Annotated in this window: 25 protein-coding genes and 1 pseudogene; 11 read left to right on the forward strand and 15 right to left on the reverse strand. The window is 63.6% G+C overall.

The features are described 5' to 3' along the window. Positions 1-355: 355 nt before the first annotated feature. Positions 356-2,338 (forward strand): AAA family ATPase, encoded by a 1,983-nt coding sequence (locus B9Y95_RS06310; RefSeq protein WP_085511095.1) that lies wholly within the window; start codon positions 356-358, stop codon positions 2,336-2,338. Between the two features lie 38 nt (positions 2,339-2,376). Further along, positions 2,377-3,141, forward strand: coding sequence for a hypothetical protein (locus B9Y95_RS06315; RefSeq protein ID WP_143736340.1), 765 nt, complete (start codon positions 2,377-2,379; stop codon positions 3,139-3,141). Between the two features lie 302 nt (positions 3,142-3,443). Here the strand turns inward: B9Y95_RS06315 and B9Y95_RS06320 are convergent, their stop codons facing one another. After that, a complete protein-coding gene (locus B9Y95_RS06320; RefSeq protein ID WP_085511097.1) occupies positions 3,444-4,427 on the reverse strand; it encodes an arsenic resistance protein in 984 nt (327 codons plus the stop codon). A gap of 91 nt (positions 4,428-4,518) precedes the next feature. On the opposite strand from B9Y95_RS06320, the gene B9Y95_RS06325 reads away from it, so the two are divergent. Next, the gene (locus B9Y95_RS06325; protein ID WP_085511098.1) at positions 4,519-4,941 is read left to right on the forward strand and encodes a MerR family transcriptional regulator; all 423 of its coding nucleotides are present in this window, start codon (positions 4,519-4,521) and stop codon (positions 4,939-4,941) included. Here the strand turns inward: B9Y95_RS06325 and B9Y95_RS06330 are convergent. Further along, positions 4,938-6,317, reverse strand: a complete 1,380-nt coding sequence (locus B9Y95_RS06330; RefSeq protein WP_085511099.1) for an FAD-dependent oxidoreductase — start codon at positions 6,315-6,317, stop codon at positions 4,938-4,940. The genes B9Y95_RS06325 and B9Y95_RS06330 overlap by 4 nt on opposite strands. An 11-nt stretch (positions 6,318-6,328) precedes the next feature. Then, the gene (locus B9Y95_RS06335) at positions 6,329-7,084 is read right to left on the reverse strand and encodes an aquaporin (protein WP_412458819.1); all 756 of its coding nucleotides are present in this window, start codon (positions 7,082-7,084) and stop codon (positions 6,329-6,331) included. Between the two features lie 48 nt (positions 7,085-7,132). Between B9Y95_RS06335 and B9Y95_RS06340 the strand changes: the two genes are divergently transcribed. Both B9Y95_RS06340 and B9Y95_RS06345 read left to right on the forward strand, forming a co-directional pair. Continuing rightward, positions 7,133-7,807: an arsenate reductase/protein-tyrosine-phosphatase family protein gene (locus tag B9Y95_RS06340; protein WP_085511101.1), complete on the forward strand. Its 675-nt coding sequence runs from the start codon at positions 7,133-7,135 to the stop codon at positions 7,805-7,807. Between the two features lie 22 nt (positions 7,808-7,829). Continuing rightward, positions 7,830-8,228, forward strand: coding sequence for an arsenate-mycothiol transferase ArsC (locus B9Y95_RS06345; protein WP_085511102.1), 399 nt, complete (start codon positions 7,830-7,832; stop codon positions 8,226-8,228). Positions 8,229-8,244: 16 nt separating this feature from the next. On the opposite strand, the gene B9Y95_RS06350 is transcribed toward B9Y95_RS06345, so the two are convergent. Further along, complete coding sequence (locus B9Y95_RS06350) at positions 8,245-9,567, reverse strand: NAD(P)-binding domain-containing protein (RefSeq protein ID WP_085511103.1); 1,323 nt, start codon at positions 9,565-9,567, stop codon at positions 8,245-8,247. Between the two features lie 84 nt (positions 9,568-9,651). On the opposite strand from B9Y95_RS06350, the gene B9Y95_RS06355 reads away from it, so the two are divergent. Together B9Y95_RS06355 and B9Y95_RS06360 are read left to right on the forward strand one after the other, a co-directional pair. Next, a complete protein-coding gene (locus B9Y95_RS06355) occupies positions 9,652-9,999 on the forward strand; it encodes an ArsR/SmtB family transcription factor (protein WP_200811361.1) in 348 nt (115 codons plus the stop codon). Further along, positions 9,996-10,514, forward strand: coding sequence for a GNAT family N-acetyltransferase (locus B9Y95_RS06360; RefSeq protein ID WP_085511104.1), 519 nt, complete (start codon positions 9,996-9,998; stop codon positions 10,512-10,514). Before B9Y95_RS06355 ends, B9Y95_RS06360 begins: the two co-directional genes overlap by 4 nt. Before the next feature lie 65 nt (positions 10,515-10,579). Here B9Y95_RS06360 and B9Y95_RS06365 read toward each other — a convergent pair whose 3' ends face one another. The 4 genes from B9Y95_RS06365 to B9Y95_RS20275 form a co-directional block, all read right to left on the reverse strand. Then, on the reverse strand, positions 10,580-11,272 hold the full coding sequence (locus B9Y95_RS06365) for a TIGR02391 family protein (protein ID WP_085511105.1): 693 nt from the start codon (positions 11,270-11,272) through the stop codon (positions 10,580-10,582). A 146-nt stretch (positions 11,273-11,418) separates the two neighbouring features. After that, a complete protein-coding gene (locus tag B9Y95_RS06370; RefSeq protein WP_085511106.1) occupies positions 11,419-11,889 on the reverse strand; it encodes a hypothetical protein in 471 nt (156 codons plus the stop codon). Continuing rightward, the gene (locus tag B9Y95_RS06375) at positions 11,886-13,046 is read right to left on the reverse strand and encodes a hypothetical protein (protein WP_143736342.1); all 1,161 of its coding nucleotides are present in this window, start codon (positions 13,044-13,046) and stop codon (positions 11,886-11,888) included. The genes B9Y95_RS06370 and B9Y95_RS06375 overlap by 4 nt, the downstream gene beginning before the upstream one ends. A 1,061-nt stretch (positions 13,047-14,107) precedes the next feature. Continuing rightward, complete coding sequence (locus tag B9Y95_RS20275; RefSeq protein ID WP_143736344.1) at positions 14,108-15,097, reverse strand: hypothetical protein; 990 nt, start codon at positions 15,095-15,097, stop codon at positions 14,108-14,110. 170 nt (positions 15,098-15,267) lie between these two features. On the opposite strand from B9Y95_RS20275, the gene B9Y95_RS06385 reads away from it, so the two are divergent. After that, positions 15,268-15,531, forward strand: coding sequence for a helix-turn-helix domain-containing protein (locus B9Y95_RS06385; RefSeq protein WP_123539824.1), 264 nt, complete (start codon positions 15,268-15,270; stop codon positions 15,529-15,531). A 169-nt stretch (positions 15,532-15,700) separates the two neighbouring features. On the opposite strand, the gene B9Y95_RS20280 is transcribed toward B9Y95_RS06385, so the two are convergent. The 3 genes from B9Y95_RS20280 to B9Y95_RS06395 are packed head-to-tail and all read right to left on the reverse strand — an operon-like array spanning position 15,701 to position 19,467. Then, on the reverse strand, positions 15,701-16,159 hold the full coding sequence (locus tag B9Y95_RS20280) for a DUF6262 family protein (RefSeq protein ID WP_143736346.1): 459 nt from the start codon (positions 16,157-16,159) through the stop codon (positions 15,701-15,703). After that, positions 16,119-18,317, reverse strand: a complete 2,199-nt coding sequence (locus tag B9Y95_RS06390) for a tyrosine-type recombinase/integrase (RefSeq protein ID WP_085511110.1) — start codon at positions 18,315-18,317, stop codon at positions 16,119-16,121. The genes B9Y95_RS20280 and B9Y95_RS06390 overlap by 41 nt, the downstream gene beginning before the upstream one ends. Next, complete coding sequence (locus B9Y95_RS06395) at positions 18,253-19,467, reverse strand: tyrosine-type recombinase/integrase (RefSeq protein ID WP_200811362.1); 1,215 nt, start codon at positions 19,465-19,467, stop codon at positions 18,253-18,255. Before B9Y95_RS06395 ends, B9Y95_RS06390 begins: the two co-directional genes overlap by 65 nt. Positions 19,468-19,616: 149 nt before the next feature. Between B9Y95_RS06395 and B9Y95_RS06400 the strand changes: the two are divergent. Next, positions 19,617-20,003: pseudogene (locus B9Y95_RS06400) on the forward strand (SOS response-associated peptidase family protein); the annotation flags it as partial. Between the two features lie 528 nt (positions 20,004-20,531). On the opposite strand, the gene B9Y95_RS06405 reads toward B9Y95_RS06400, so the two are convergent. Beyond that, positions 20,532-21,599, reverse strand: coding sequence for a reverse transcriptase family protein (locus tag B9Y95_RS06405; RefSeq protein WP_085511113.1), 1,068 nt, complete (start codon positions 21,597-21,599; stop codon positions 20,532-20,534). Between the two features lie 71 nt (positions 21,600-21,670). Then, positions 21,671-22,381, reverse strand: a complete 711-nt coding sequence (locus tag B9Y95_RS20285) for a hypothetical protein (RefSeq protein ID WP_143736349.1) — start codon at positions 22,379-22,381, stop codon at positions 21,671-21,673. 172 nt (positions 22,382-22,553) lie between these two features. On the opposite strand from B9Y95_RS20285, the gene B9Y95_RS21085 reads away from it, so the two are divergent. After that, positions 22,554-22,955 carry an SOS response-associated peptidase family protein gene (locus B9Y95_RS21085; RefSeq protein ID WP_268808543.1) on the forward strand — a complete coding sequence of 134 codons (402 nt, stop codon included), beginning with the start codon at positions 22,554-22,556 and terminating at the stop codon, positions 22,953-22,955. Between the two features lie 3 nt (positions 22,956-22,958). On the opposite strand, the gene B9Y95_RS06415 is transcribed toward B9Y95_RS21085, so the two are convergent. Both B9Y95_RS06415 and B9Y95_RS06420 read right to left on the reverse strand, forming a co-directional pair. Continuing rightward, a complete protein-coding gene (locus B9Y95_RS06415; protein ID WP_234994010.1) occupies positions 22,959-23,738 on the reverse strand; it encodes a CPBP family intramembrane glutamic endopeptidase in 780 nt (259 codons plus the stop codon). 100 nt (positions 23,739-23,838) lie between these two features. Next, positions 23,839-24,207, reverse strand: coding sequence for an antitoxin HicB (locus B9Y95_RS06420; protein WP_085511693.1), 369 nt, complete (start codon positions 24,205-24,207; stop codon positions 23,839-23,841). A 201-nt stretch (positions 24,208-24,408) separates the two neighbouring features. Between B9Y95_RS06420 and B9Y95_RS06425 the strand changes: the two genes are divergently transcribed. Further along, entirely contained in the window at positions 24,409-25,059 is a 651-nt protein-coding gene (locus B9Y95_RS06425; RefSeq protein ID WP_085511115.1) for a TetR/AcrR family transcriptional regulator, read from the forward strand. Positions 25,060-25,085: the final 26 nt, after the last annotated feature.

A 25,085-nucleotide genomic window follows, 5' to 3' on the forward strand; every position in this document is an offset into this window, starting at 1 on the left:
ACCCGAACCCCAAGTCACGCGGGCCGTCTCGCGCACCCGCGACGTCCCGACACCGAAGGAAGCGATTCCGACGACACGGAGCGAAGCTGCCCACACCCGGACGGGCCGTATCGGGCAACATCGACCTGACCTGTGTCCGATGCGTGTGGAGCGCGCCGTTGTCTACCCAATTCGACACTCATCGGCGGCTAGGTCCATATTCGCGCCGCCATACCCCAGATAGGCAGCTACGGCACAGACCGAGTGTCGATTTCCGAGGCGTAGGGGCCCACTTTCGAAGCCGAACCAGTGTGTGGTGGTCGATCCGCTTTCATCCTGGATACGATTCTGATGTCACCGGGGAAGGGCAGTCGCCATGCGTTGTATCAGAATTGAATTCCACGGCTTCAAGCGGCTAGCTGACACGTCGTGCAACACCGACGGCAAACTGATTGCTTTCCTCGGGCCAAATGAGGCCGGCAAGAGCAGTGTGCTCGAGGGACTCGATTGGTTGACGAACGCCGAGCTGGCGTTGCCGAGCCGACTCCGGAACCGCTCGTTGAGCGCCACTGCCGCAACCGATGCCATTGTTCGTGCCACCTTCGCTCTCACCGATGAGGATCGCGAGGCAATCGGACACCTCCCGTTTACGAATCAGGCCCTTCGCTTCATCGTGGCCCGATATGCAGACGGCGGGCTCCGCACTGGCATCGGACCAAAATTGCTTCGGGAACGCGGCCCGTTTGACGAGGTCCGCGATGAACTTGAACGGCGGCCAGACCTGTCCGATGACGATCTCCCGCCGGCGGCAACCGCAGGCCTCGCTCTGGTTTCCTCACTCGTTGAGGATCCAGACGGAGATTGGTCGGAAGAGAACGACGGCAATTTTGATGCCCTGGTCGACTGGCTTCGCGAGCCGGTGGTTGATGACGTCGACGACGACGAGCCGCAACCTGGCGAATCAGGACTCGACCCAGATGACCTCCGCCTGGCCGAACTTCTTGTCAGGATGAAGGGGATCCTCCAGGTCGAACACCCTTCGCGGAGTGCGAGCCGCATTCTTGAAACGCGTGCTCCAGACTTCGCGCTTTTCACAGAAGCTGACCGGACTCTGCAGGATTCCTACGATCTCGCGGACTCGGGTATCCGTGACGCCCCTCCGCAGGCCCTCGCCAATTTACTGGGTGTCGCCGGACTTGATCTAAACCGGTTGTGGGAGCAGATTACGGAGGCGGATAGTGGTGCCGCTTTTACCACCGAGCGTCGCGCAAATGAACGTCTGCAGGCTGCGCTTGGCCCGAAGTGGCGACAAGAGTCCATCGATGTGCAGTTCAAGGTCGATGGGTCACTGCTGCGGATCCTGATAGTTGAGGCCGGCGAGGGCGGCGCGAACACGCCCATCAACGAGCGGAGCGACGGACTGCGGATGTTTGTCGCTCTGGTTGCGTTTCTGGCTTGGCATAGCTTTGAGGTCCCTCCGATCCTTCTCATCGATGAGGCAGAGACGCACCTGCATTATGACGCCCAAGCCGACCTGCTCGAGGTGCTCGCCGCAGACGTAGACGCGACCCAGGTTTTTTACACGACACACTCACCTGGGTGCCTCCCTCGCGATCTGGGCACTGGGGTGCGGCTCGTTTCGCCTCGTAATGGACGTCGGGACGCGAGCGAGCTGCGAAATGACTTCTGGACTAATGAACGCCCAGGTTTCACGCCTCTACTCTTCGCGATGGGAGCCGGCGCTGCGGCCTTCTCCGCCTTTCGACGGGCCGTCCTCGCAGAGGGTCCTGCCGACATGATCCTGCTCCCCAGTCTCATCCGACTGGCTACTGGCGCGAGCGACCTCTCGTATCAAGTAGCGCCCGGCTTGGCAAACTACCGCGGCTCTGGTTTGGAGCTCGAAGAGACAGCTGCGCGGGTCGTCTACCTCGTTGATGGCGACACGGGAGGGGCCAAACACGCCAACTGGTTGAAGGAAATCGGCATCCCAGAAGGCAGAATTTTCGAACTGCGATCAGGATGGGCCACCGAAGACTACGTCCACCCAGATCGCTACCTCGAGGTGATCAACGCCCTCATCTCCTCGAACGCCAACCTCGGGCCAGTTGCTCTCGAAGATCTCGATCGGGAGCAGCCAATCAGCAAGGCCGTTGCGGACTGGTGCAAGGCTGCGGGCGTCAAAGCCCCTGGGAAAACTACGGTGGCGTCGGTTCTCATCGGAGACCAGGACACACTCCGGCTATCCGAAGGGGCGAAAGAAGCGCTTGTCGAACTTCACGAACAGATGCAGAACGCTCTGACAGCAGACCCGCTGACGAGTGCGGGCCCATCGCAGCCAAGCACGGCAGACCTCGGCTGAACAAGCAATCCCATGCTGGAGTCTGCTTGAGTGATGGCATGTCCTTTCCTGAACTTCCTGAGGCATCGCCTGTCCGTAGCGTCGCCGCTGGCGCAGCCCTCGGAGTCATAAGCGGCGTGCCGGTAGTCGGCGCGATCGCGAGCAGCACAATTGCGGCGGCGGTGGCATCGAAGCAACGAGCTCGCGACGAGGAGTTCTGGAGCTGGATCGCGGCTCGCGTGCGGATGCTGGAGCGAGACCGCGAGGCGTTCTTTGACCCGGGGGACGACGAGTTCTTCGCCGCGGTCCACCGTGCACTACGTGCATCTCGTGAGACTGCCGATCAAGACAAGCGCCGAATGCTTGCCGAAGCTGTCGTCAATGCTGGAAGCTGGTCCAGCGTTGACCTCAGCCGGCGGGAACGCTACCTCGACCTCATTTCCACGCTCACCCCAGCCCACATTCGCCTCCTCCGATTCTTGGATACGCCTCGAGAGTGGCTCGACCGGCATCGTCCCGGCGCAACAACGGAGATCGCGGCGATACCAAACTGGAGCTTTCGTGAAGTGATGAAGCGGTTCTTGTTCGATGGCGACGAGACCCTCACCATGAGTGCTTCAGCTGCCGTGGCGGACCTCATCGCGGAACGCCTGGGGTATGTGGACCTCTCTAGGAGTGCCACGTACGCGAGCGTTCTGGAGACTCGCACGTCAGAGGACGGTGCCGATTTGCTGAGGTTCTTGGGCGACACGGTGGAGGACGAGAGCGGACAGTCGTCGCCGGGGGGGGGGGCGAGGGATACTCGACCCAGTGATCTCCACTGACGACGCCCCGGGCGGAACCAGCTGATAGCCTCGCGCATTTTGCTACAGTCACCGCTGACGGGGGCCTTTTGGAACGCGTCGCTCAAGGTCACCCCGTGCGGGCATAAACCCGCTTGAGCAGAGCGGTCTTGACCGATGCGGCAGCGCATTCACGCGCGGACTCTTTTTCCAGAATCGTCGCGGGCTGAGCGCGCACGCTACGCCGTTCGCGGAGGCGAGCTGCTAGAGCGATCCTTGAGAGCGTCGATTCGGCGAAGGAGCATGGTGAGCAACGAAACCTTTCAAACACAGTCACGAGAGAGTCAGGTCGCATCTGGAACCGATCTCGTCACGTTCTGAATGAGTCGGGGCACCAGGCGCACGAATACAACCATGCCTAAGAGCTCGACGAGGGTCTGCGTGACGACCACCACCGGCGCAAGCGCCAGTGACGCTGGCAGCGCTAGCGCCAGCGGTAAGACGACGAGACTGTTCCGCGTCGCACCACTGAACACCAGCGCACGGGTCGCCGGGACGTCGAGGCGGAACAGACGCCCGGCACCCGTGCCGACGAACGCCATGATGACGAGGAACGCCGCGTACAGCGGCACGAGCACGAGCAACTGCAGGGCCGCAGTGCTCACCGCCCCCGCCTGCGAGGCCACGACCGTGAACAGCGTCGCGACCATCAGCGGCACCATCAGCGCCAACATCGTGCGCTCGATCCCGCGCCCGACCCGGTGCCGCTTGGCCAGCCACTGCGTCACAGCGGCCGCGGCCAGTGGCAGCACGATGAGCAGCAGGAATGCCCGCACGAACGGGCCGAGCTCGACGGCCGCCACCCCGCTGGGACCGATGAACAGCAGCAGGTAGACCGGCAGCAAGAGGATCTGCGCGAGCATCAGCAGCGGAGCCGCCGCGAGCAGGCGCTCCGAGGCTCCTCCGGCGAGGCCGGCGAACACGATCACGTAGTCAATGCACGGCGTCAGCAGCACCAACAGCACCCCGAACAGCAGCGGCGGCTGATCCGCGACGAACCGCGACAGCCCATAGGCGACGACCGGCACGATGACGAAGTTCACCACCCCGACCGCGCCGAGGAACCGGACGTCGCTGAGCGAGCGCCCGATCGCGGCGAACGGGACTCCGAGGAAGGTCGCGAACAGCAGCAGCGCGAGCACTGGCTCGATCGCCACTTCCAGATGATGCGCGTCAGGCAGCAGCAGGCCGAGGACGCCACCAGCAGCGATCGCCGCGAGGTAGAGGACGATCTGGTGACGTTCCAGCCACGGGACGACCGCCGTCATGAGGGACCGAGAGTTGAGGGGCACGAGGCTCAACCGTAAACGTTGGAGCCGCTGGAAGGTCAAGCCAAGTTCCCGGCCCTAGGCTCACGACATGCGCATCTCAGAAGTCAGTCAACGCACCGGGGTCGCATCGACCGCGCTGCGGTACTACGAGAGCATCGGCCTGATCACTCCCGGTCGTACCCGCAACGGCTACCGCGACTATGACGCCGCGGTGCTTGGGCGGCTCGACCTGATCGAAGCGAGCAAAGAACTCGGCCTGCCACTCAGCGAAATCGGCCAGCACCTCCGGGCGATGGAAGATGACTCCTGCACCGACGTCCGCGACCAACTCCGCCCACTCCTGGCGGAACGGGTCCGCCAGATCGACCAGAAACGCGCCCGCCTCGACGAGCTGCGCGCCCGCCTCGACCAAGCCGAACACGGGCTCGCAACGTGCCCAGACCGCGACGACCATTGCTCGACGGAGTGCGTGTTCCGCACCCGCACGACACCTGCCGCCGACGTCAGCTAGCGCGTCAGCGACCGAGCATCCCGCGTCCAGGCCTGCGTGGCCACCTGCACGGCGTCCCACGGGGAGCCGAGCGGCGGCGTGTAGGAGAGGTCGAGATCGCTCATCGCGTCGACCGTCATGCCGTGGTGCAGGGCGGTGGCGTAGGTGTCGACGCGCTTCGCGATCTCCGCACCCCGGGTGCCGACCAGCTGCGCACCGAGCAGCAGCCCGCTGTCGGTTGCTCCAGTGATCCGGATGCTGATCGGTGTCGCTCCCGGGTAGTAGGCCTTGTGGTCGTCCGCGATCGCCGTCGAGCTGTGCGGCCTGAACCCTGCCGCGACCGCTTCCTGGTCACGGAGCCCGGTGCGCGCGGCAACCAGGTCGAAGACCTTCACCACCTGGGTGCCGAGCGACCCGGCGAAGCGGGCGTTGCCGCCGATCGCGTTCTCGCCCGCGACCCGGCCCTGCTTGTGCGCTGTCGTGCCGAGCGGCAGATACGTGACGCCCAGCAGACGGTGGTGGGTGACGATGCCGTCGCCGGCCGCCCAGACATGCGGCAGGCCGGTGCGCATCTGCTCGTCGACAACCACCGCATCACCCGGCCCAGTCGCAGCGCCGGCATCCGTGAGCAGGCTCGTGTTCGGCCGGACGCCGACGACGACGAGCACGAGCTCGGCGCTCCGCTCGAACGGCCGGCCGTCCTGCAGGCCGGTCACGGTGAGACCACTGTTCGTCTTGCTGATGTGCTCGACGTGGGTGTCAGTGATGACGTTCACCCCGTGGCGGGTGAGTTCGTCGTGAACGAGGGAACCCAGTTCCGAGTCGAGAGTGGAGAGCACTTCGGGGCCGCGCTGCAGCTGGGTGACCTGCAGGCCGCGGACGGTGAGCGCTTCGGCCATCTCGAGACCGACGTACCCGGCGCCGACGATGATCGCTGTTTCCGGCTGGTGGGTGTCGAGGTAGTGCTCGAGGGCGAAGGTGTCGCCCATCGAGTGCAGCAGGTGCACACCGTCGTTTGGGCCGAGTTGGTCGAGGCCGGTGATGCCGGCGGTGGAGGGTGAGGCTCCGGTGCCGACCATGAGTTCGTCGTAGGCGATGGTCGACTCCGTGCCGTGCTCGTTGCGGACGGTGAGGCGCTGGCCGGCGACGTCGATCCCGGTCGCGAGGGTGTTCAGGCGCAGGGACATGCCGGTGGCTTCGAGGTCGGCGTGGGTGCGGTGCGCGAGGGACCGCCAGGGCTGGACTTCTCGGGAGAAGTAGTAGGGGATGCCGCAGATGGAGAAGTTCGGGTAGGCGTCAGCGACGATCACCGTCACGTCCATGGAGGGGTCGAGTTCCCGGGCGCGGAGGGCGGTGGAGATACCGGCGTCACTGCCGCCGATGACTGCGAGATGCATGAGGGTGCCTTTCAGAGCTGAGCTGCAGGTTGTGGAGCCACGGCCGCAGCGGTGCTTCGCGCGGGAGTCGGATAGAGCACGAGGACCAGGCCGAGCCCGAGGATCGCGCCGAGGAGTTGCGCGAGGAGGAACGGCCCCACGGAGGCTGGGGCGATCCCGGCGAAGGTGTCGGTGAACATGCGGGCGATCGTCACGGCAGGGTTCGCGAACGACGTCGAGCTGGTGAACCAGTACGCCGCCCCGATGTAGCCACCGACCGCAGCCGCCGTCACCGCGCCCCTCCCGGAGCGGGCCAGGGCGAAGATCACCAGGATGAGTCCGGCGGTTGCGACGACCTCACCGAGCAGCGCCCCGGCGCTCGCCCGGTCCGTCGTGGAGAGCGCTGATGCCGTGTCGAACATCGCCCCAGCCAGTACGGTGCCAGCGATTCCGCCGACAACCTGCGCGGCCAGATACGGCGCGACGTCGCGCACCGGCAGACCGTGCGGGGTGCCGCGGCTCACCCACCAGTCCACGAGTGACACCACCGGGTTGAAGTGGGCCCCGGACACGGGCCCGAGCGCCAGGATCAGCACGGCGAGCCCGAGCGCGGTCGTCAGGCTGTTCTGCAGCAGCTGCAGCCCGACGTCATCCGGGGATAGCCGTTGCGCCATGATCCCGGAGCCGACGACGATCGTCACCAGGAGTCCGGTGCCGACGGACTCGGCAAGCATCCGACGCAGCAGATGCGGTCGGACCGGGATAGGCGCGGGATTCGATGGGTTCATGGCGGCATCATCTTGACTCACAAAGTTACTTCAGTCAATATTGAACCAATGAACATCGAACGAACTGAAGCGGTCGACGCGCGGGCGGCGAAGCACGCCGCACTGAGCGATCCCACGCGCCTGCGGATGATTGACCTCCTCACCTTGGGTGACCTGTCCCCGACGGAGATCCGGGTCGCACTCGGCACGCCGGGCAACTTGCTCACGCACCATTTGAACGTGTTGGAACAGGTCGGCATGATCACCCGCACGACGTCCGAGGGTGACAAGCGCCGCAGCTACGTCCACCTGAGCGGCGGCGCGTTCGACGGTCTCGTGCCGAGCATTGCAGGCGCGGCCAGCCGGGTCGTGTTCGTGTGCTCAGCGAACTCTGCCCGCTCGCAACTCGCCGCCGCCCTCTGGGCGCGGCAGAGCAGCATCCCCGTCGCCTCAGGTGGCACCCGCCCGGCCGAGCAGATTGCACCCGGCGCGATCGCTGCTGCCGAACGGCACCAGCTCGCCCTCCCGTCGAGTGCGCCGAGCGCACTGGATGCGGTGCTGAGTGATGGGGACTTCGTCATCACCGTGTGTGACAACGCGCATGAGGAGATTGGCGTCACGGGGGATCTGCACTGGTCGATCCCCGACCCGGTGCGCGTCGGGACCGATGCCGCGTTCGACGCCGCCTACACCGAATTGGAGCGTCGCATCGCGGACCTCGCTCCCCGCCTGCTCGCCTCCTGACCAGAAAGCACCCAGCACCCTCATGACCACGACCAAGCCCGTCATCCTGTTCATCTGCCAGCACAACGCCGGCCGCTCCCAACTCGGCGCGGCCCTCCTCGAACACTTCGCCGGAGACCGCTTCACCGCCACCTCAGCAGGCCTCGCCCCATCGGATGCCGTGAACCCTGCGGTCGCCGCGACCGTCGCTGAGCTCGGCCTCGACATCACCGACCGAGTGCCACGGGCGGTCACTGCCGCCGACCTGGATCAGGCCGACGTCGTGGTGCTCATGAAGCCCGGCCTGACCCTGCCGGCCACCCCGCGCGGCGAGGTCTTGGCCTGGTCGTTCCCAAACCCCGAGGCCTGGGACGTCCAAGCCGTGCGCCCACTGCGGGAAGCCGTGGCCGAGCAGATCCGCACTGAGCTGCTCACCCGGTAGCTCCCGCAGCGAGCAGTCAGACGCTTGCTGGTGCGCGACCGATCTGCAGCGCCTGTTCCGGCACTGCGCAGCACGAACCACCCAGCGACGCACCAGCGGCATCGAACAGGCCGGCCCCGCCACACACGCCGGTGTCCGGGAGGACCAGCTCCACCCGCTCGGCCGCAGCCTGGTCGCCCGCCAGGGCTGCGACGACGGAGCGGACCTGCTCGTATCCGGTCATCGCGAGGAACGTCGGCGCACGCCCGTAGGACTTCGCGCCGACGATGTAGAAGTCCGGTTCCGGCTGCGCGAGATCCTTGGCGCCGGTTGCGGCGACTGATCCGCAGGAGTGCAGGTTTGGGTCGACCTCGGCCGCGATACGCACCGGAGCCTGGAGCGTCGGATCCAGCTCGATCCGCAGCTCCGACAGGAACGACAGATCAGGCCGGAACCCGGTCAGCACGATCACCCGATCCGCGGCGGGCAGCTCACGGCCATCCTCCGAAACCAACACGGTCTGGTCACCGTCACGCGCCACCCGCTCGACCCGGAAGCCCGTGACGAGGCTGATGAGGCCACCGTCGACGAGTTCCTTCGCCTTCAACCCGAGCGCGCCGCGGGCGGGCAGCTCGTCAGCGTCGCCGCCACCGAAGGTGTTCCCAACTGTGCCGCGGCGCAGCACCCAGGTGACCGTGGTGTCGGGATTGCGGCGCACGATCCGCGCGAGGGCGATGACCGCGGTGACCGCGGAGTGCCCGGATCCCACGACGACGGTGTGCTTGCCCTCGAAGCCGGCCCGGTTCCGGAAGTCCGGGATCTGGTAGCCGAGCGTCTCGGACGCGGCCCGCTCCCCGAGCGCCGGCAGACCGTCCGCCCCGGCTGGGTTCGGCGTCGACCAGGTGCCCGAGGCATCGATGACCGCCCGCGCGTCGAGGCGGTATTCCGTCCCGTCCGCGGACTCCACGTGCACCGTGAACGGCTGCTCCGCACGCCCCGCGTCCACGAGCCGATCGCGACCACGACGAGACACTCCGACCACACGAGCGTCGAACCGCACCCGCTCCCCCAGGACGTCCGCGAGCGGTGCGAGGTAGGAACTGATCCACTGCGCGCCGGTCGGGTATCCCGTCGTCGGCGCGGTCCAGCCGGTCGGCGCGAGCAACCGAGCGGACGCCGCGTCGACCAGCTCGGACCAATCGGAGAACAACCGCACATGACCCCACTCCGACACCGCCGCAGCAGCCGAAGACCCGGCCTCGAGCACCAGCACCGGAACGTCCCGCTCCACCAGGTGCGCTGCAGCAGCCAGACCTTGCGGGCCTGCACCGATCACGATCACGGGCAGCTCGTTCGCCATCGTCAACTCCAATCGACAACAATCAATACGACGAGACTGATCGATACATCGACAGATGTCAATACGACGTGTCAGAATGTGTCCATGCCGATCGAACTGCCCCTCCTGGAAGCCGACGCCACAGCGTGCTGCACCCCCGTGACCGGCGGGGTGCTCGCGCTCGACGAAGCCGAGCGGATCGCGCACACCTTCAAAGCGCTCGGCGACCCGACCCGTGTCCGGCTGCTGTCTCTGATCGCGGCGAGCGAGGGCGGGGAGGCGTGCATCTGCGACCTCACCGAGCCTGTCGGACTCTCGCAGCCCACGGTGTCGCACCACATGAAGATCCTCGTCGACGCGGGACTCGCCACCCGCGAACAGCGCGGTCGCTGGGCGTACTTCCGCGTCATCACCGACGGGCTCGAACGCGCCTCCCAGGCCATCCGCCCGTGACCGGCGCCGCCACTATCCGTCCGCTCGAGGCCGCTGACTGGGCTGCGGTCGAGACCATCTATCGCGAGGGCATCGCCACCGGCAATGCCACGTTCGAGGCCGAACCACCGAGCTGGGAACAGTTCGACGCAGGCAAGCTGACCATCGGCCGACTCGTTGCCGTCGACGAGCTGGGCTCGGTCATCGGATGGGTCGCCGCATCGCCGGTCTCGACCCGCGAGGTCTACCGTGGAGTGATTGAGCACTCGGTCTACGTCGCCGCGGCTGCGGCAGGACGCGGCGTCGGAACACGGCTGCTCTCGGCATTCATCGCGGCCGCTGATGACGCCGGGATCTGGACAATCCAATCGAGCATCTTCCCCGAGAACATCCCGAGCCTGGTGCTGCACGAACGAGCCGGCTTTCGCACTATCGGGCATCGCGAGCGGATCGCCCGCATGAGTTACGGACCTTACGCCGGACGTTGGCGTGACACGGTACTCCTTGAACGCCGTGCGCCCGTGTGGCTCGATTGACGGGCCTCGCACTGTTGTCGGTGTCCGTGTCGAATCCGAACTCCGCATGAGCAGATGAGTTTGCGCTACGCTCCATCCTCGGCTTGGGCGAGCTGGCACTCATCGACCCAGCGAGCCAAGAGGCTGAGCGCCGTGAGCTGCTCGAAGGCCATTTGCCGTGGCATTTCTTGGGTCTCGTGTGTTGCAGGATTCCGAATGGCGAGCGAGATGCCCTGGGCATACGCCAGCAGTCCTGAACCCATCGCCTTCCGCGTCTGGAGGGACCCGGCGCCGCTCCAACGCAAGCGAGGTTGATCAGCCTTCGGAGCGTGATCCGAGAAAACCTGTGTCATGAGTTCTTTGTCCGACACGTCGGTTCGCGTGGACTTGTCCTGTATGTGTGCGTTCAGGAATGTCGCGGCGCGGGCGACCGCCGCTCGGAAGTGCTCAATCTTCCACAGTTCGGCGGCCGCCCCCCAGACAACCGGGTGAAGCCGATCAGCTTGCATCGAAGGCCCGCCCGGGCCGAGGAATTCGAGCAATTCCGCCTGGTTCCGCAGTACTCCAAGCGCCTTCGAGATAAAGGTACGAGCTTGCCACTTCCATCCCTCGTCGTACACATCAACATTGAACGGCTCATCTGGTAGTACTCGTTCAATGATCCGGCGGCTGACGTCCATGCCCTCGACTTGCGTTGCGTAGTCGAATCCACTGTTCTCAAGGATGTTGAGATGATTTTGCAGGTGATCCACCATCCACTGTGTCGCAGCATCGCTCATGTTGCTCCCCGCCCTTCACCCGCCTATTAGGTCGCTTGTATTGCCCAAGAGCCTACTGAGACCCGATCCGTACGCGTCTTGCATCCCCCTGGGTCACTCCAGGTCGATCGTCATTGAGGAGCTGAGTACACCGAGGCCGCTCGCAGTCACAGGAACAGCTGGCCATCGGCGAGAGGCTCTTCAGTCGGGATCTCGCCACGACGGAGTGCACACATGAGGAGCGAGGCTCGCAGCTCCTTTTTCTGGCCTCGGTTCAGTCCACGGAAGTCGACAAAGCAGTGGCCTGGGGCGCGAATTCCATACACTTCCAGCGGCGTCTTGGAGTCGTCGACCACGTGACGCTTAGCCTCAACCACCTCGCCAACAGAGACTGCCCACACGCCTGCGGAGGGTGTTGATGCGTTCGCGCTGTGCCAGTCTCTGGATTCCTGCGCGGTCACGACACTTGCACGCGAATAGGAGGGCTTGTCCTGGTCCGAGGAACTGGGACCGAATACGTGGCTGGCGATCTTGCCGTCGTCGGTGTACATCTTTGGAGTGATTTGTCGATACGCGAGTTCGTGAGCATCGACCATGAGCTGCTCGCCTTCGAGCAGCTCTACGTCCGGTCCCATCATGCTTCGGCTGCCCTCAGGAAGGCAATGGCTTCTTTGAGATCCGAAGTTGTGGAATGCACCCCGTGGCTCTGACGAGAGGCCAGTTCGAAGGTCTCAAAAGTCCCGTCCTGCAGAACCTCGACACTACGGACAGCTGCCGGGCTCGACCATTCGATCAGCACACCACCCTCCTCTGTTGGGAAGATGCCGGGCCGCGCGATGTTGGCTTTGTCCACCTCCCGGAGGACCATCTGTGCGCCCTCCAGAGCGACCGACGAAACCTGGGCCGCCGCGGCACCGTTCCAGTGCGGAGCGAGGGCTGCAAGCTCTGCAAGCCGCGCCCCCCAGACAGCACCATCGAACTGGATCTGCTCCAGCGAACTAGTGTGCCAAAAGCGCCAGGGCTGGCCTTCGCGTGATGTCAGCTCACCGGTGATTCGAGTCAGAGGTCCCTCTGCCGCGGAATTAAGTACGAGTTTGAGGTCCTCGAGCAAGCCTGGCCGGTCGCGATAGAAACCTTTCAGCTGGCGCCCATCCGGCAACACAAGCACGTACGTCGTGTTGTCAGCGTTGAGCTCCGTGACGTGACCGACAAGGCTCTGCTCTTCCTTCTTCAAATCCTGTGTCGGCGGAGCCTCATTCGGGGGAAGAAGGAAGCGGTCGACCGTCAGAAGTCGATCGACAGCGTCCTTGCGAGTTTCGACTGTGATCCTCACAGGAGCGGATTTTGGGCCGTCTGAGAAGAACTCGATGGACTGGGCAGGCCCGAGCGTTTGGCCAAACTGCGCCAGCGCCGACCGGAACTCGAAGTCCTGTCGCGGTGACAACGCCGGAATCGGCGAGACTTCCTCCCCCCGGTAAGCGGCGGCAATCATGCTGTCAGCAGCGTTCTGTGCCTCGGTCTGATACCGAGCGTACGTCTCGTGCTGCTCAAATATCAGGAAGACGTCGGCGCTGCCCTCTCTGATCTCCTCGATCGTCAGGCTGACGGACTTTTCGAAATCCAACGGTAGGTCTTCGTTGGGGTGTTCATGTCGCCACTCGGCCGCTGCTGCGATGCGCACGACCTCTTGGTACTTCTGAAGCTCCACCAGAGAATCCACGGGTAAGCGACCGCCTTCGAAGCGAGCTCCGTTCAACCGCACTCGCTTGAGGCCGCGCTCCTGGTCATCTTCCACGAGGACATGCTATCGACGCCGCCTTCGACGGGCTCGGCGTGATCAACCGTTATTCAGACGCAACATGTGCTCGAGACGTCAGTTCAGGGCGTTTCAGGTATGCCGGCCAGGAGCCACGAAGGCGTTGCGCGACTGCAATCGGGGAACGCAGTTGCTCCTCCGACGGTGCCGCCTCAGTTATCACTTCGGCGAGGATGGCGAGCTTCTCGGCGACGATGTCAAGGTTCGCCGACGGAAGCCCGCTCCGGGAGCGTTTCTGGGAGTGAGGCGGATTGCGCTAGGCAACGTTCCTCGCTGCGGTCTACGAAGGCACCTACCGCTTGACGTGCTTGGTTGTCGTGGCGATCGTCCCCCTAGTACCGAGAGCCCCACGGGCGGTCGGTGGAGTTGCGCTCCAGCACCGCGGTGCCCATGCGCTCACCAGCGTTCGTGCACCGGCCGGTGGATCTAGCCGACGGAGCTGGATGCGAGGATATTCGCGAGTCGTTCAGGGTCGCCTCCGCGTAGGAGCCAGGTCACGGGGGAGACGCGTTTACCGTCAAGCTTTGGGCCTTGTTTGAGGGTCATGAATCGCTGTACGCGCTCGGGAGACCAAGAAGAGGGAATGGCTCGGATGGTCTCGCGGAGCCCAGGCAGCGTCCGAGAGCGATCCGCAAATTGCCAGAGTGGGTATCTCTTCTTGCCACCCACGGTGAAGGCGTACAGCTGTCCAGCGGATGCTCGGCGACGAACTTGCTGCACGCCCACGCCGAGGAAGTGGGCTGCTTCGTCGTCACTCAAGGAGTCGATGACCGCCCGGAGCCGATCTTTCTGCTGCTTCGACAACGGAAAACTCCTGGTTCGACGGCTACGGGCGGAGGGAGCGCCGTCCGCCCCGGGATGGCCGCCCGTCAGCTTGGGCGGCAGTCGGACAGCGAGCTCTTCGGGCGTTGTTTCCGCAACAAATGTTGTGAGTACGGCGAGAACAGCCGCAACCAGTTTCCAATCGCGGCCGTGAGACTGCGCGGTCTCGATGAGGTGCACGACCGCATATACAACGCCTGTCCGGGGTCCGATCTTGCTCATTGCTCTCCGGCATGGTCGGCCTGTTCCACACCGAACCGGCCGGACTTGTAGTGGACACTGGTCGCATGTTCTGCACGGAACGGGCGTCGGCTACCGATCATCTCGGACGCTGGATCAGCCAGCAGGCTCGCCACTCGTTCGGGGTCCCCGCCGCGAACAAGCCACTGCACTGGCGCCAGCTTGTCGCCGTGCATTTCTAGAGCACCCTGGCGTGCGCTCATGAACGCGTAGCTGCTGGCCAGAGTCCAACTCGGCGGCATCGCCGCCACGACAGCACTGATGCCGGGTATGACGGGGCGTCCTGGCACGTCCGAAAACTGCCAGATCGGGTAGAAGACGCCTCCGTCGGCCTCGAAGCCGAGCAAGTATCCGCTCTTTCGAAGGCGCTGCAGCATTGCGGAGCCGATGTTCAATCGCGCCATCACCTGTCCGGCGTTGAGTGGCGCCTGCAGGGCCGGCCTTGCGACGTCGTGTGAGAGTCCGTACTCCTCGCAGATCCCCGGCTGGAGCGGGCTCGAGGCACCCAGGTCGCCTTGACGAGTTGCGTCGGCCACTCGGGCTTGCCGCAGAAACTTGGAACGCTGACGGAATTCAGGACCGACGCGAAGACTTCGCGTGACGTGCCTGTCGAAGCCAATGTAGCCGCGCCTGCGCCAGTCGATCGTGACGTGTCTGCGAAATCCATCGAGAGCGCGCCGACGATCGGCCTCGTCCCATGCCAGCGGGAGTGGGGCTGGAACGCCGCACTCATCTGGAAGGAGATGGAGAAAGAGTTCACGAAAGGTTGGTCCACATGAATGTCGCCGACGATATTGGGCCACGAAGATCGCTGCAGCGAGAGCCCACTCCTCTGCGGTGTCATCCCCAGTGAACAGCTCGAATGCGTACGCCCAAGCAGCGGGCGGCGGGCACGACGCGCTCTGCCACCAGACCGAGGAGAAGTTGTGCGACACGGCGAACATCACAATCGTGGTCGCACGCGTCAAGCCCGCCCCGTGGTGCGACCGTCGTCCGCAGGGTGGCAGCCGACGTGCAGAGTGGAGGGATCCGGTGATGGTCGATTGTTTCGTGTGGCTGTCGAAAATTATGCCATACAGACTAGGCCACTCGCACTAGACCTAATCGCGACGCTTGAGGCGTGGCCCAGAGCGAACAAGTGGATGCGGAGTGGGCCTCGTATGCGCAGCGGGTCGCCACAGCCCTTCGCCGACAACGTCGGGACGCGGGGCTGAGCCAGGAAGCCGTCGCCTACCGTGCGGGTCTGACTCGCTACACGTACCAGAAGTACGAGAAGGGTGAGTCGCGGCCTGGGTCTCCGATCAACCCAACCTTGCGGTCTCTCCTTGCGATCGCACAGGTTCTGGGCGTGGAACTTAGCGCTCTACTCCCTGCCGACGTACCTGATCTCGGCACGCGATAACCGACCGCGGGTTGGCGGCCTTTCGCCGGGTTTTTGATTCCGCTTGCCGGTGGTGCCGACACCTTCGCAGCGGCTTCTCGACTTGGCCGTGTCAGTGCAACGTTCGGCTCGATTTTCTCACCGTGTGAAACACGATCGAGGTTGCAGACCCACTCGAATCGGAGGACGGCTACGTCGTGTTCCGATCAGAGGGTGCGCGGCTCAATTCGAGGAGCCTGCCGTGCGCCGCAGCCAGGGCAGCCTTGAGCTCAGAGACCTCAGCCCTGTGCCGCGCACGTTCCTCAGTCAGCTTCGTCGTGAGCGTTCGAATCACGCTGCTTGTGTCGCGCTGTGCCTCTGGAACGGGCCGGTCGGGAGTTCTCGCGCGCTTCGACTGCTGCTCACGAAGCTCGACAATGCGACAACGAAGGTCAGTCGTTCGATAAAGGAAGTCCTTCGAGACGCCGCCGGCCGCAGCCACCCCTTCGAAGGTGATCGGCTCGCCCCTCTTTATCGACGCTCGCAGACCGTTCTCTGCACGAGCAAGGGCTGCCTCGCGTTTCGCTTGTGCGGCCCGACGTAGGTTCTCTGGATTGCCTCGTCCCACATCAACCCTCCTGAGCCTTGGGTGCCCCTGCACGATCTGCATCCTGGCGAGCCTCGACACCCGGTCCTACTACAAGAGACCGCGCGGCTTTCGACTCATTGATGGTCTCGACGATCGTGGTCAGCGCTTGTTGCTCCCGACGACGAAGGGTCAACCAGACGTGATTCTCTGTCATACGCTCGCCGGTGCGCTCCTTGTGCGCTTGCTGCCGGCTCTCGATGAGCCCATCGAGAGCCACAATTTCGCCCTCGTGAACGCCGAGAAATCGTTCATCCGTGACGAACATGTTGCAGGTGAGGCACGCGTTCCCTTTGTCACAGGTCTTCGCTGGTGGCAGCGTGCACCATCCGTTCGGCAGGATTCGGTCCGTTCTGGCATCAAGCGCCATCAGGTCGTACAGATCGTCAGGGGACACCTCGGGGTGTCGCCCACTCGTCGTGATTTTTTGGTAACGAAGGAACTCCGCCTTCGCTGTCGAATCCAGGGTGTGTGCGTACACCATTGTCATCGCTGGTGTGGTGTGCCCTAGGTAGCGCTGCACGACATGCAGTGGAACACCTGCGTTGATGAGGCTTGTCGCCTTCGTATGACGAAAGCGGTGAGTTGCCGCGATTCGGAGGAGCTCGCCGTCTTCTCCGAGGAGCCCGGCCCGGCTGGCAAGTTTGCTGACCTGGTGGCGGAACACTCCACTGAGATAGGGCTTCATGCCGTGCCGGTTGTTGTGGCGACTCACGAACAAGTACGGTGCACCGCCCGTGGTTCCGTTGGCTTGCCGTCGAGCCGCGAGCCAGGCCTGCTGTTCCCGAATGACGCCGATCACTTCGTGGTCCACGAATATCGTGTCTGGAGCCCCTTCGATCTTCGTCTGCTGGTAACGCAGCTTGGCTACCTCCGTCTTGCCGTCTGAGCCTCTTTCGATGTTGATCAAGGGTTCCGCGTCGAGCATGCAGATTTCACTGATCCTTCGGCCGGTGGCCATCATCAGGAGCAGGATCCGCATGGCTTGTGGGTCGGCGAGTCCACCGTCTTCTCGAGCATCACCCAGCTCATGACACTTCGCAGCTATCTCAGCCATAGTCGCATCGCTGATGAGATGGCGTTCATCGAACCTGGTCTTACGCTTGCGAGGCAGGTCGCCTGGACGCCAGAAACGCAAGAACTCTGGGCTCAAGTCTCGCCATCTCGGATCATCGACCGCGCGAGCCAGAGTATCGCCGTGGTCGTGCGCGAACACATAGAAGTTCCGTATGGTGCTCGTGATCGAGGTGATCGTTGAGTGTTTCCGTTGACCCGGGCCGCGGGTCGAGCTGACTTTCTCCTCAATCCGCAGTTCAGTGAGGAACGTGAGCATGAGCGCGCGGACCTCACCCGGGTCGTCCGTAAGCCGCGGTGACCGAAGCCCCTGCGTCACGACGAAACGGTCGAACGTGACGAACGAGGCGAGCCGAGTGAGAGCCGTGCTCCACGCAACGCGCTGCGCTTCAAGTTCGGTCTTCATGTAGAACATGGCCGCTTTGCGCAGCCACGGTGTGCTGACGGTGTGCCAGTGCATGCTCACCTGCTTGAGCGATTCCTGAGCCCGCCTGGGGATGCGTGGGTCCATGTCCATGCTCCAGACTTCGCGCTCCCACCAGCTAGAGGTGTCATATGCGAACCAGAGGATCTTCCAGGCGCGAGACATCGGTGCGAATATCGTGCGAAACGTGGTCGGGCTGGGCAGTCTGTTGTTGCGTCGAATCCATGTGGATGACATAGCTTTGCACCACGTCTCTGGCGAGTGGTCCATCAGGCTGTTGGCATCTCGCCCACTTTCTCTCAGCAGCTCGATCGCACAGGCAAGCTCCCGGATCATCGATCCCATTGGCCCGATCGGGACACGCCCACCCTCCTCGATGATCCGCCAAATTACGTAGATGAACTCCGTCTGCAGACCCTCCGGGAGGTTGCCCAGGTGAAGATCTCCAATCTTGTCGTGGTAATAACCGAAGGATGGCAGGTACTCCTCCGGGATTGAGCGCCTGGTGAAACTCAACATGCGAAGCTCTGGTGGCACTGACTCCAGCAGCTCAAGGGTCCGTTCCGGCGAATGAACGGCGGCTTGCTGCGCATGAAGCAAATCGAAGAGCTCGGCGTCCCTATTTTTCATCGTCTCTCCATCCACTTGTGCTGCCTCGCCAGTCCGCCAGAGCTCGAAGCTCATCGTCCTCAGTCACCCAGGCGTAGGTGTTCAGGGTTGTTTGAATGTCGGAGTGACCGAGACGTCGACTCACCACATGGATCGGGCGCCCCGCGAGGAGCATCGCTGTGGCGTGACTGTGGCGAAACCAGTGCGGAGACCAGCGGGCAGGCACCTGATCTCCGAGATGTCGGCGTATTCGCTCCACCAACTTGTAAATCGTTTCCGGGCGAATGGGCGCGAACCGCTCACCCCCGCGGAGGTTGACGAACACGTAGCTGGAGTCCAGGTCGTCGACGATGAGGTCGATTCCTAGATCACACACCTGCCAGAGGTACTCGGCGTACAGGGAGTCCAGATCATCCGAGATGTATATCTTTCGGTAGTGCCCACCCTTCACCCTCGCGCCATGCGGATGGGCCCGGGGCACCACCTCGATGAAGGGACTGGCGCCGCTTCCGCTATGCCAGTCCCGGTGCTGCAGCGACAGCGCTTCGCCCATGCGCAGACCAGTCTCTTCCAACAGTGCGAAAAAGAACCGATCTCTAACTGAACCGGTCCAGGTTCCGGTCTCTGCGTTGAATCGACCGCACGCGTTCTTTATCGCGTCGATCTGCGCGGGAGTCAGTACCGGGGCGTTCACGCGGCGTCGTGTGACCTTCACCGTCACGGCACCGCCGGCGCGCCTCGACCGAAGGTGAGCCAGCATTGGAGCATACGGACTGCGCGCATCTCGGAACGAGAACAGTTGCGGGTCGAATCGCATGCCGCGCCACTCGTGAAAAACGTAGAACGAACGCACGCCCTGCAGCCTCAGCGCGGCCGTCGAATCAGAAACCCGGGACGGGGTGCCATGGAGAGGGGCGACTCCTGGAGGGAGGCCCGAGCGCATCCAAGCCACGAATCCGGTCAGGTCCTCGAGCTGGTACGCGTCCCATTCGCGATCCCGGCCATGGAGATAGACGAGCCAGAGCTGCAGAGCCCGCGCGTATGAGCGAATCGTGTTGGGTGAGCTCTGGGTCTGCCGTAGGTGCTCCAGATACAGCTCCGCAGGCTCGAACGGTAGGTGGTCCTCGCCGAGAACCGTCCAAGTCGTCTCTTCGCCGTCGACACGGACCGTTTGCACCCGAATCACGCGGTCTCCTTCGATCGCCCGGCTGATTTTGATCGCCAAACTACATGAGCGTTCGAACCCAACGCCACGTCTTTGTTCGTCGCCAACTACCAGATAGTTTTGTCTTCAAGAGCGAGCAACCCGCACGTGCCTCTGTTGAAGCCGTTGAAGACGAGCCTTCGTGAACACCGGATAAGCCGGCGACCGGCTATTACGAGTGGGTGGTCACCGAGACCGGCAAGCAACCCCACTTCATCCACGACCCCGAGGCCGAGCTCGCGATGGCGGGCATCATCAGCGCCTGGCCCGACCCGGGCAAGCCGGAGGACGATCCGGACAAGTGGCGTCTGTCGATGGCGATCATCACACGGGACGCGCACGTCTCACCGGGCGAGGTCCACGACCGCATGCCGGCCTGCCTCACCCCCGACGGCTACGACGACTGGCTCGGAGACCACCTCGACACCGACCAGCTGTTGCAGCTGCTCGACCGGGAGTCCTTCGCTGTCGCTCACGATCTCACCCACTACGAGGTCACGCGCGATGTGAACAACGTCCGCAACACGGGCCCGCACCTCATCGAGCCACTCCGATAGGTTGAGCGAGGATACCCCCGAAGCTCGCTGGCCAAGCACTATTCAATTCAGGGGCTCGGGGGCGGGACGCCTGTCTACGGCACAACGCCAGGCAGCCGACTGACTTGGATTGTCCAATCCTTGAGCCTGGAACAGGACGGCACGGAGAACGCGAAGGCAAGGACTGCGCCGAGATCGTTGTCAGTGTTCTTGTTGAGCGCAAATTCGCAGCCTTCGATCAATCCAAAGGCGCCACGCAGATGAAAGGTTGGCCCACCCTCTGCAGGGCGGTTGATACGTCGCAAGTGGCGCCGCCAAACAACGACATCCCCGTTGGACTTCAAAACGAATCACACACGGTCACCCGCGACGCCGGGGTCGAGATCCAAGCTTGCTTCCGGGTCGACAGGACCAGGTGCCCCGTAACGCAACATCGGCAAGCGAACGACGCTCAAGAGCCGAGTCGTTGACGATCGGCGAAATTAGTCAATACTCGTTGACGTTGTGCACACGCACACACAGCCCACCTCGAATCCGATCAGCCAACCATTAGAGCGCGGCAATCGTGACAGTGGGCTCGTACATCTCCGCGAGAGGGTCTGACCGAGCTGCGACGCGAGCAGCGAGCTGAGCCAGACGGGTGCGCCGCTTATCGTCACTTATTGGTGACCGAGCGCGGGCAACATCCCTGTAGGCGGCAGGAAAGTGCGCCTCGAAGTACTTGACAAGATCAGGCTCCACCGCACTTGCGTACGCAAGTTGTCCACCCAGGCGAAATCGCAACCCCTCGACCTTGACCCCGTGCCGGTCTGCATGCTCGGCGAGCCCGAAGACCGAGATGTAGTGGAGCTCCTGACGGAGCTTACGTTTGAACGGGCGAGGAAGTCGTGGGCGGTCGTTCTCCGAGACCGACAACCCCGTGACATACATTGGCTGACCCCGCTTCAGCGTGCGGGTCTTTTCTTCATTCAGGACGTGACTGTGCGCTTTGACCATCACACCGATATCACTTCTGACGTCGAAGAACTGGGCGCCAGAGAAAGTCAGGTCATCGGCATACCGGGTTACGATGAGCCCCAACGAATCGGCCAACGCCGCGATATCTTCGTCGAGCGCCCGGCAAGCCAGGTTCGCCATCGCCGGGGAGGTTGAGAAGCCAGCTGGCAACAGGCCTCGGCATGTAGTGAGTCCCGCCAACAGCGCGGCAACTTCAGCTTGAAAGCCCACGTCGCGCAGGCCCGTGGCCACTGCATCAGAACTAATGTGATGAAAGAAATCGCGCAAGTCGAACTTCTGGAGAAATGCTCCGCCAGCGTGCGCCTGAGCGTTCGATACCGACGATCGGCCCCTCACATAGCCCGTGACCATGTCCGGTAGATCCATCTGAACCGGCGTCATCATAGAGAGAATCCGACGATGAACATTGCGCACTGTCTCATCTGTGGGACAGGTGATCTCACGCGCCTTGCCCTTGGACCTGAGTGTTACCACTTCCACACCCACCCCCGCGGCAAGATCTGCTGCGATTGCCTCTAGGGCCGAGAGCGGTGCGCCCAGATACAACTCGAGGTGTCGCGGCGATCGCAATGTGGATGCTGGAGAGGTCCGGGGAGTCATCTATGCCTAACTAGTAGAAGATCGCAAGATCTCGAACGCGACTCGCGCCCCAAATATCGACCCCCCGGACTTCAGAGCAACTCTATCCCCTTCCGAGAAGAACGATGCACAGCTCTGTCGAAATCGATCAAGTGGGCCAGGTGAGCGGGAAGGCCTCGATTGAAGCGCCCGACCTCATACGCTTTAGGTTGAGTTGCCAGAGCGTGACCAGCTACCGCCAGAACGTAGTCAACAACGCCGAGGATAGGCGCCCGCTTGTTCGCTCGGACTGCCGTCGCATCCACGCGTAAACCCAGCGTATTGGCCACATCGTCTCGGGCTGCTCCAACGATTCGAGAGTACAGACTGTTCATCCGCGACTCCTCTTCAAAGGCGAACACGATCACCTCCGTACGATATCGGAGTAGTATATTTCGTACTAGGGTGTAGTACATATTCACTAAGAGCTCAACTCCCTCGACGCCACTGGCATGTCGTGAGAACGCAACGTGCGCGCGATAGTCCATGCGTCGCATTGCGAGAAGAAACTGATCCCTGGTGGATGGCTGATCCGCAGAGTAGTGAAATCCCGAGCGTTCAAATGCCGTCATTTTCTCGAAGGTCGGCCACAGTGCCGGATCCGCGATTGCATCGTGAGCCGCAGCGACTACTTGCGCCTCCATCAGCGCTGCGTGTGGAGTCACTACCGCTCCGGCGAGCACCACTTCTGCCCCATGGTGAGTTCCGGATTCGTCAAGGAAGACACTAATTCCCTCCGTGCGTCTCGGCGACTCGTCGTTCATGAGATACTCAACTTTCTAACGCGCGGAACTGAGCGGATCGATTCGGTCAGGCCTACACCGTTCGCCGCCGCTAATGGTCACCTTACGCAAGAGCGCATCCCAATTCATAGGGGAAAAGCGCCTCTCGGCCCTCCTTGAGTGCTTGTTACTTTGCCGCGAGTTCCGCCGACGGATGTTCTGCCAGTGCTGTTCGCATGCGCGCCGCAATGGAGAAGGCGGCAGACCACGAACTCGAGCGGGGTCACGGCTCGCTCATTTACGCATACCGAAGACCGGCGGTTCTGTCGCAGGAACTCGCAGCATCAATCACCTCCAACTCGAGGTTGGGCCTCGCCTTCCAGCCCATGGCACGCGCGAGCGTCGCATCCCTGTCCACGACCGCATGCCGGCCTGCCTCACCCCCGACGGCTACGACGACTGGCTCGGAGACCACCTCGACACCGACCAGCTGTTGCAGCTGCTCGACCGGGAGTCCTTCGCTGTCGCTCACGATCTCACCCACTACGAGGTCACGCGCGATGTGAACAACGTCCGCAACACGGGCCCGCACCTCATCGAGCCACTCCCGGCCTGAGTGTCAGCTCAGGGCGGGTGTCGCGCCCGTTCGGGATCCGACCTGCCGCTCGTCTGTCCCCGTGATCACCCAGTACACGACCGCGACGGCGAGGATACCGATGACCGGCGTCAGGTAGGCCGCCCAGGGCGTGCCGAGCGGGGCGAAGCCCACCGAGAACGCGGCGACGTCCCAGATGCCGTGCAATGCCATCGCCCAGACGAGGGAGCCGGTCACCCGCCGCACGATGTAGAAGCAGGTGCCCGACATCGCGGCGAGGACCACTTGTCCGAGCGTGTTGAGGAACGGAGCGCCGAGCGCTGCATTGACGAGATGCATGGCTCCGAAGAGCAGGGAGGTCAGCAACCACACCCAGACTTCGGAGAGGCGTGAGCGGAACGCCGTCAGCAGCAGGCCGCGTGACATCAGCTCCTCGCAGAACCCGACCGCCAGGCCCAGCGCGAGCAGGGAGAGGAGGAACGACGGGTCGAACTTCGACCAGTCGGTGTTGACCAGGTTCGCGACGGCGACGACCAGCATGAGCGCGGGAACGAAGATCGGCCACTTGTGGTGGGAGCGTCTCCGCTCGAACAGAGCAGGCCTCCACCATCCCAACAGCCAGGTGGTGATGGCCAGCAGCACCGCTCCGACCGCGAGGTCGAGGACCGCACCTCGCCAGGTGAACTCCGCGGACGTCCCGATCTCGGTGTACGCCACCCCGCTGAGCTTCGACACGACGAAGATGACGGCGACGTAGCCGACGTAGATCGCCAGGCCGATCCAGACACGAGGGGTGACGCGCATACGCTGTTGCCTTCCAGTCGGCGGGGGAATCGATGCTCCAATGTATCGGGCGCAAGTGCTCGAATCGATGATCGTCTCAGCGCTTCCGATAGCGGGCCGATCAGCGTGCGACGAGCTGAGACACGCGGCCTCGCGAGACGCCGAGGATCGCGGCGGAGTCCGTCACGGAGAATCCCGCTTCGCGAAGATGCCGAGCCGCTGCACGTGCGCGGGCTGCCGCCGCGGCGGACGCTGCCGTCGCCTCTTCGGTAGCGGAACGCGCAGCGACGACCTCGTCATAGAGGGCACCGATTTCAGGAATCACGGTCACCAACCACCCGCTGTGATCGACGTCGGGGTCGTCGGTGTCGAGATAGTCGCGGACCTGCCGCTCGGCCTTGTCGAGCGTTGCGACCTGGCTGACCGGCTCACCATCGAGGTGGAGTTCCCAACCGTGTTCCCACTTGTGCGCCGTCGCTGTGATGTTCATCGGGCTGACCATCGCGGTAGTTTAGGGGGCTATGTCGTCAATGTCTAGGCCCCCTAGACAACACGTGTCGGAGAGGTTGGATCAGGGCCGTTGCCCAGGTCCCAGCTTCCTCACAGACGCTCGTCTAAGCTAGACGAGCGTCTGACTCAGACGATCGTCTAGCGGCCCGATCGACGGGCCCTCCACCTCGAAGGAGCGCTCGTGAGCGGTCTGCGCCAGTACGCGATGAACCAGGTCCGCGATGAGATCATCGACGCCGCCGGACTCGAGTTCGGCCGGAACGGCTACGCCGGGACCTCGTTCTCCGGCATCGCGTCCGTCATGGGTAAGCCGAAGTCGGTCATCGGGTACCACCTGTTCCCGTCGAAGCGAAGCCTCGCGCACGCGGTGATCGCGGAGCAGGACGAACGGTGGCAGGCGGCGGACGCACGGATCGGCGTGCCCTACGGCGCGCTCCGCTGGGTGACGATGATCCTCGCCTCCGCGCAGGAAGCGCAGCGATCCCCCATCGCGATGGGCGCCATCCGGCTCCTGCACGAACTGCCCCGGATGGACGACCCGGTCTACACGGTGTTCGACTGGCGCGCCTACACCCGCACGAACCTCCGCATGGAGGCCGCAGCGCACGATCTCGACCTCCCAGACCTCGACGGCGTCGCAGACGTCCTGCTCGACGCCTGCTTCGGACTCGTCACCACGACGGTGGGCGACGACGATGCGGCCGAGCTCAGCGAGCGACTGATCACCCTGATCCGGCCGATCCTCGCGACCGTCGATCCCGCCGGCGCTGCAGCCACGACGACCGCCGCAGCGGCCGCTCATGAGCTCGTCGCCGAGCCGGCCGAGCACTGACCACTCCCCCGAGTACTGACCCACCC

The sequence above is a fragment of the Plantibacter flavus genome, from assembly GCF_900177615.1.
Lineage (GTDB): Bacteria > Actinomycetota > Actinomycetes > Actinomycetales > Microbacteriaceae > Plantibacter > Plantibacter flavus.